Origin of the sequence: Streptomyces sp. NPDC060198 (assembly GCF_042728415.1) — a bacterium.
Classification (GTDB): Bacteria; Actinomycetota; Actinomycetes; order Streptomycetales; family Streptomycetaceae; genus Streptomyces.
Map to the genome: position 1 here is coordinate 1 of NZ_JBHWZJ010000419.1, position 5668 is coordinate 5668.

Genomic DNA, 5668 nt, shown 5'->3' on the forward strand with positions numbered 1-5668 from the left:
GCCCGGTCCGGACGAGGGGCCGGGCCGCACGGGGATCCGCCGGAGGCGGAGGTGTCGCTGGTGTGGCTACGAGCTGGTGTGGCTACGGGCTGGTGTGGCTACGAGCTGGTGTGACGGGGAGCTGGTGTGACTAGGAGAGGGCCGAGATGGTCTCGCGGACCTTCGCGTTGATCTCGGCCGGGATCGGCGCGTAGCCGGCCTCGGTGAGGAGCTTCTGGCCCGCGTCGGAGGCGGTGTAGGTCAGGAAGGACTTGACCGTCGGAAGGGTCTCGGCCTTGTTGCCGGTGTCGCAGACGACCTCGTACGTGACCAGGACGATCGGGTAGGCGCCCTCGGCCTTGGTGGTGTAGTCGAGGTCGAGCGCCAGGTCCTTGCCGGTGCCCTTGATCTTGGCGGCGGCGATGGCGGCGGAGGCGGTCTCCGGGGAGGCCTTGACCGGGGCAGCGGCACCGGTGTTGATGTCGACGGTGGAGATCGACTGCGAGGAGGCGTAGGAGAGCTCGAAGTAGCCGATGGCTCCGTCGACCTGCTTCACCTGGGCGGCGACGCCGGCGGAGCCGGTCGCGGCCTGGCCGCCGGGGGCCGGCCACTTCTTCTCGGGCTCGTACTTCCAGTCGTCCGCGGCGGTGGCGGCGAGGTACTTGCCGAGGTTCTGCGTGGTGCCGGAGTCCTCGGAGCGGTGGAAGGGCTGGATCGCCTTGTCCGGCAGGTCGACGCCCGGGTTGAGCTTGGCGATGGCCGCGTCGTTCCACTTCTTGATCTTCGTGTCGAAGATCTTCGCGAGGGTGGGGGCGTCCAGCGTCAGGCTGTCGACACCTTCGAGGTGGAAGCCGATCGCGATCGGGCCGCCGACCATCGGGAGGTTGATGCCCTGGCCGGTCTTGCAGATCTTCTTCGAGTCGGCGACCTCTTCCGGCTTCAGCGCGGAGTCGGAGCCGGCGAAGCCGACGGTGCCCTGGTTGAAGGCGATGATGCCTTCACCGGAGGAGGAGGACTTGTAGTTGACCTCGACGCCGGAGCAGGCGGCCATGTAGTTCTTGACCCAGAGGTCCACGGCGTTCTTCTGCGCGCTGGAACCGGAGGCCAGCAGCTGGCCGGTGGCACCGTCGCAGGAGATGTCCGAGGCGGCCGCGGAGGCGGACTGGCTGGAGCCACCGCTCGTCGCGTCGCTGCTGGTGTTGTCGTCCGAACCGCACGCCGTGAGGACCAGGGCGCCGGAGACGGCGAGGGCACCGAGCGCGGTGGCACGAAGCCGGTTCTTGCGCTGAAGCTTCACTTTCGGGTGTTTCCTTCCAGGAGCCGCCGTGGTCGATACGTTCTACGACGGCGTGCGATGAGGAGTGGTGCGTTGGCTGAGCGCCTCGCACCGTGTAAGTCCGAAATTAGGCAGAACAGGTGAAGCGGCCTACGGGGGGGAGTGAACGGAAGGTGAACCGTGCGGGACGGTGCGGGGTTGCGGGCCCCCGGGGTGTTCCCGCCCGCGCTCCCGCCCCGCTCCGGCGCACGGGTGCCACCCCGTACGCGTGAGGCGTACGGGGTGGCACGGCGGCGGGAGACCGCCGCCGGCGCTGACAGGGCCGTCGGGGCGTCCGGGGCGTCCGGCGCGTCAGCCGTCGGGGCGTCCGGGGCGTCCGGGGCGTCAGGCGTCCGGCCGGGCGGCGATCATCGCGTCGAGCGGCACCCGGTCGGCGGGGCGGGTCAGCCGGTCGCGGGCGGCGGCGGGGGAGAGCCAGGCGACGCGGTCCACCTCGTCGTTGGGTACGAAGGCTCCGCCCGTGGCGGGGGCCTCCCAGTAGAAGACCTCCTTGGGGTGCCCGTTCACCTCGTAGCGCAGCATCGGCAGCGCGGCGCCGGGCTCGCAGTGGTGGCCGGTCTCCTCCAGCACCTCGCGGACCGCCGCGTCCCGCGGTGCCTCGCCGCGCTTCAGCTTCCCCTTGGGGTGCGACCAGTCGTCGTACCGCGGCCGGTGCACGAGGCAGACCTCGAGGCCGCCGTCGTCCGGGGAGCGGCGCCAGAGGACGCAGCCGGCGGCGACCACCGGTCCGGGCGAGCTCATGGCGCCGCCACGGCCGCCGCGTACGGCCAGGTCTCGCGGAACACGCAGCGGGCGGCGTCGACCTCGTGGCGCTGGTCGGCGTGGAGCACGCCGAGGGCGTACGCGGTGGCCGGGGCGATGCGTGGGGTGCGGGCCGCCGCGGAGGCTGCCGAGGCTGCCTCGGAGGCCTCCCGGTGCAGGTCGAGGGCGCGTTCCGGACCGGCGAGGACCGGGTCGGGGGTGCCGGCCACGACCTCGTGGGCGTACCGGTGCAGGCGGAGCAGCAGCCGGATCTGGTGCCAGTGCGCGTCGTGCGCCTCGTTGTAGACGTCCGCCGCGTCGCCGGACGGCAGGGCCGCGACGGCGCCGAGCAGCCGCTGCCGGGCGTGTTCGGCGGGGTCGAGGAGGGCGTCGGCTGCGGGTGCGCCGGCTCCGGCGGTCAGCGGCACCTCGGAGGCCAGCAGCGCGACGGAGTCGGCGACCGCGTGGAAGCGGGAGGAGCCGAGTGCCTGGAGGGCCGCGGAGTGGGCACGGGTGCGGGCCAGGGTGAGCTGGCGCTCCAGCAGGGCTCCGGCGCGGGCCGCGCCGACGTCGATGGCCGCCCGGTCGGTACCGGTGCCGCTACCGGCTCCGCCGCCGGTGGCGCCCTTGCCGCTGCGGGCGGCCGGGAGGTGGGCGCCGGACAGGTGGTGGAGGGCTTCGAGGAGCCGCAGGAGCCGGGTGGAGCAGTCGTGCTCGCGGGCGAGGGTGCCGGAGAGCCAGGCCAGTTCGGCGCGGAGCTGCTCGGCCCAGCCGGGATCGAGGAGCCCCTTGAAGGTGTGCAGGGTCCCGCTGATGCGGCGGGCGGACCGGCGCAGCGCGCGGGCGGCCTCTTCGGTGCCGCGGCCGCCGGAATCCGTGGGGGCGCTCTGTTCGCGGTGCAGGCGCAGACTCCGCAGGAAGTCGGCCGCCTGGGCGCGGAGGTAGGGCGCCAGTACCGCCTCGGCGGTCAGCGCCGTGGCGGTACCGGGCGTCTTCTGGTCAGGGCGTCGCACGCCTGCGCCTCCGTGCATCAATGAGCATTTCCTGTACGTGCCGCAGGGGCTGGCCGTCCGCGTCGGTGGAGTGGCGGGTCCATTCGCCGTCGGGACCCAGGTGCCACGACGAGGTCGTGTCGGCCATGCCGGTCTCCAGGAGCCGGCTGAGTGCGGCGCGGTGGGCGGGGTCGGTGACCCGGACCAGGGCTTCGATCCGGCGGTCGAGGTTGCGGTGCATCATGTCGGCGCTGCCGAACCAGACCTCGGGTTCGCCTCCGTTGCCGAAGGAGAAGAGCCGCGAGTGTTCGAGGAAGCGGCCGAGTATCGACCGGACGCGGACGTTCTCGGAGAGCCCGGGGACGCCGGGGCGGATCGCGCAGATGCCGCGTACCCAGATGTCCACGGGGACGCCCGCCTGCGAGGCCCGGTAGCAGGCGTCGATGATCGCTTCGTCGACCATGGAGTTGACCTTGAAGCGGACGTAGGAGGGGCGCCCGGCGCGGTGGTGGGCGATCTCCTTGTTGACGCGGGCGACGAGCCCGTCGCGGAGCGACTTCGGGGCGACGAGCAGCCGGCGGTAGGTCTCGCGGCGGGAGTAGCCGGAGAGCCGGTTGAAGAGGTCGGAGAGGTCGGCGCCGACCTGCGGGTCCGCGGTGAGCAGGCCGATGTCCTCGTACAGCCGGGCCGTCTTGGGGTGGTAGTTGCCGGTGCCCACGTGGGAGTAGCGGCGCAGGGTGTCGCCCTCCTGGCGGACGACGAGCGACAGCTTGCAGTGGGTCTTGAGCCCGACGAGGCCGTAGACGACGTGGCAGCCGGCCTCTTCCAGCTTGCGGGCCCACTTGATGTTGGCCTGTTCGTCGAAGCGGGCCTTGATCTCGACGAGGACGAGGACCTGCTTGCCGGACTCGGCGGCGTCGATGAGGGCGTCCACTATCGGGGAGTCGCCGGAGGTGCGGTAGAGCGTCTGCTTGATCGCCAGCACGTCCGGGTCGCCCGCCGCCTGTTCCAGGAACGCCTGGACGGAGGTGGAGAAGGAGTCGTACGGGTGGTGGAGCAGCACGTCCCGTTCGCGGAGCGCGGCGAAGACGTCCGGCGCGGACGCGGACTCGACCTCGGCGAGGTCGCGGTGGGTGCCGGCGATGAATTTGGGGTACTTCAGCTCCTGCCGGTCCAGCGACGCTATGCCGAAGAGTCCGGTGAGGTCGAGCGGGCCGGGCAGCGGGTAGACCTCGGCGTCGGTGACCTTCAGCTCGCGCACCAGCAGGTCGAGGACGTAGGGGTCGATGGACTCCTCGACCTCCAGGCGGACCGGCGGGCCGAAGCGGCGCCGCATGAGCTCCTTCTCCAGGGCCTGGAGAAGGTTCTCGGCGTCGTCTTCCTCGACCTCCAGGTCCTCGTTCCGGGTGACCCGGAACATGTGGTGGGCGAGCACCTCCATGCCCGGGAAGAGCTCTTCGAGGTGGGCGGCGATGACGTCCTCGATGGGGACGTACCGCTGCGGGGACGCCTCCAGGAAGCGGGTGAGCAGCGGCGGCACCTTGACCCGGGCGAAGTGGCGGTGGCCGCTGACCGGGTTGCGTACGACGACGGCGAGGTTGAGCGAGAGGCCGGAGATGTACGGGAAGGGGTGCGCCGGGTCCACCGCGAGCGGGGTGAGGACGGGGAAGACGCGCTGGCGGAAGAAGGTGAAGAGGCGGGCCTGTTCCTTCTCCGTGAGGTCGGGCCAGCGGATCAGCTGGATGCCTTCGTCGCTGAGGGCCGGGGCGATGTCCTGCTGGTAGCAGGCGGCGTGCCGGGCCATGAGCTCGCGGGATCGGGTCCAGATCTGTTCCAGCACCTCGCGGGGCTGGAGCCCGGACGCGGAGCGGGTGGCCACGCCGGTCGCGATGCGGCGCTTGAGGCCGGCGACCCGGACCATGAAGAACTCGTCCAGGTTGGACGCGAAGATGGCGAGGAAGTTAGCCCGTTCGAGGAGGGGCGTCGCGGGGTCCTCGGCCAGTTCGAGAACGCGTTCGTTGAAGGCGAGCCAGCTGCGTTCCCGGTCGAGGAAGCGGTCTGCGGGAAGGCTTCCGCCGTCGCGGCGCGGCTCGTAGGAGTCGGCGTCGGCGTCGAGGTCGGGGTCGAGATCCGCGGCGGTGGTGAAGCTCCGGGCACCCTTGGACGTCGCCGGCGGGCGGTGTGCGGCGAGGGACCCGGCCGACGGCTGGGCCGGAGAGACTGACGAGGCGGCGGGCTGGACCGGTACATCGGCGCTGGGCTGCTGGCTCATGGACCCATTCTTCCCGCTGAATGGCCCAGTGGGCGCGTCGGAGCGAGGAAAGATCGCGGAAGGTCCGGGAGGGCGCTGGGGCTTTCCGTTGCGGGGGGCGGGTACAGCTGGCTGCATTCCGTGAGCGTCGCAAGCGAGTCTGAATGGACGGTAACGGCGACATGACATGCAGGAAGCGGTGTGGACGCGGGGCGGTGCCCCGCGGGGGCGCTCACCTGGCCGTACGCGCCCCCTGTGGGGCCCGGTAGGGCGTATCTCCCGGGTTGTCCGGACGGCGGGAACGTGTACGACCGTACCGGCGGGGCGCCGAGTGTGTACGGCCGCGCCGTCCGGGCTCCCCCCTCGTGG

4 protein-coding genes are annotated in these 5668 nt (G+C 71.8%); all 4 read right to left on the reverse strand.

Translation table 11 applies throughout. The features are described from left to right. Positions 1-130: 130 nt before the first annotated feature. The 4 genes from pstS to ACFWEP_RS30725 all read right to left on the reverse strand — a co-directional run bounded on the left by pstS (position 131) and on the right by ACFWEP_RS30725 (position 5320). Positions 131-1276 carry a phosphate ABC transporter substrate-binding protein PstS gene (gene pstS, locus ACFWEP_RS30710; RefSeq protein ID WP_328720813.1) on the reverse strand — a complete coding sequence of 382 codons (1146 nt, stop codon included), beginning with the start codon at positions 1274-1276 and terminating at the stop codon, positions 131-133. A 363-nt stretch (positions 1277-1639) separates the two neighbouring features. Then, the gene (locus tag ACFWEP_RS30715) at positions 1640-2056 is read right to left on the reverse strand and encodes an NUDIX hydrolase (protein WP_387374975.1); all 417 of its coding nucleotides are present in this window, start codon (positions 2054-2056) and stop codon (positions 1640-1642) included. Beyond that, positions 2053-3069 (reverse strand): CHAD domain-containing protein, encoded by a 1017-nt coding sequence (locus tag ACFWEP_RS30720; protein ID WP_387374977.1) that lies wholly within the window; start codon positions 3067-3069, stop codon positions 2053-2055. The genes ACFWEP_RS30715 and ACFWEP_RS30720 overlap by 4 nt, the downstream gene beginning before the upstream one ends. Next, complete coding sequence (locus tag ACFWEP_RS30725; RefSeq protein WP_387374979.1) at positions 3056-5320, reverse strand: RNA degradosome polyphosphate kinase; 2265 nt, start codon at positions 5318-5320, stop codon at positions 3056-3058. The genes ACFWEP_RS30720 and ACFWEP_RS30725 overlap by 14 nt, the downstream gene beginning before the upstream one ends. Between the last annotated feature and the right edge of the window lie 348 nt (positions 5321-5668).

What these genes read in the sequence shown, in the direction of transcription:
- ACFWEP_RS30715 (WP_387374975.1), bottom strand. Translation starts at nt 2,056, where the DNA reads ATGAGCTCGCCCGGACCGGTGGTCGCCGCCGGCTGCGTCCTCTGGCGC.
- ACFWEP_RS30725 (WP_387374979.1), bottom strand. Translation starts at nt 5,320, where the DNA reads ATGAGCCAGCAGCCCAGCGCCGATGTACCGGTCCAGCCCGCCGCCTCG.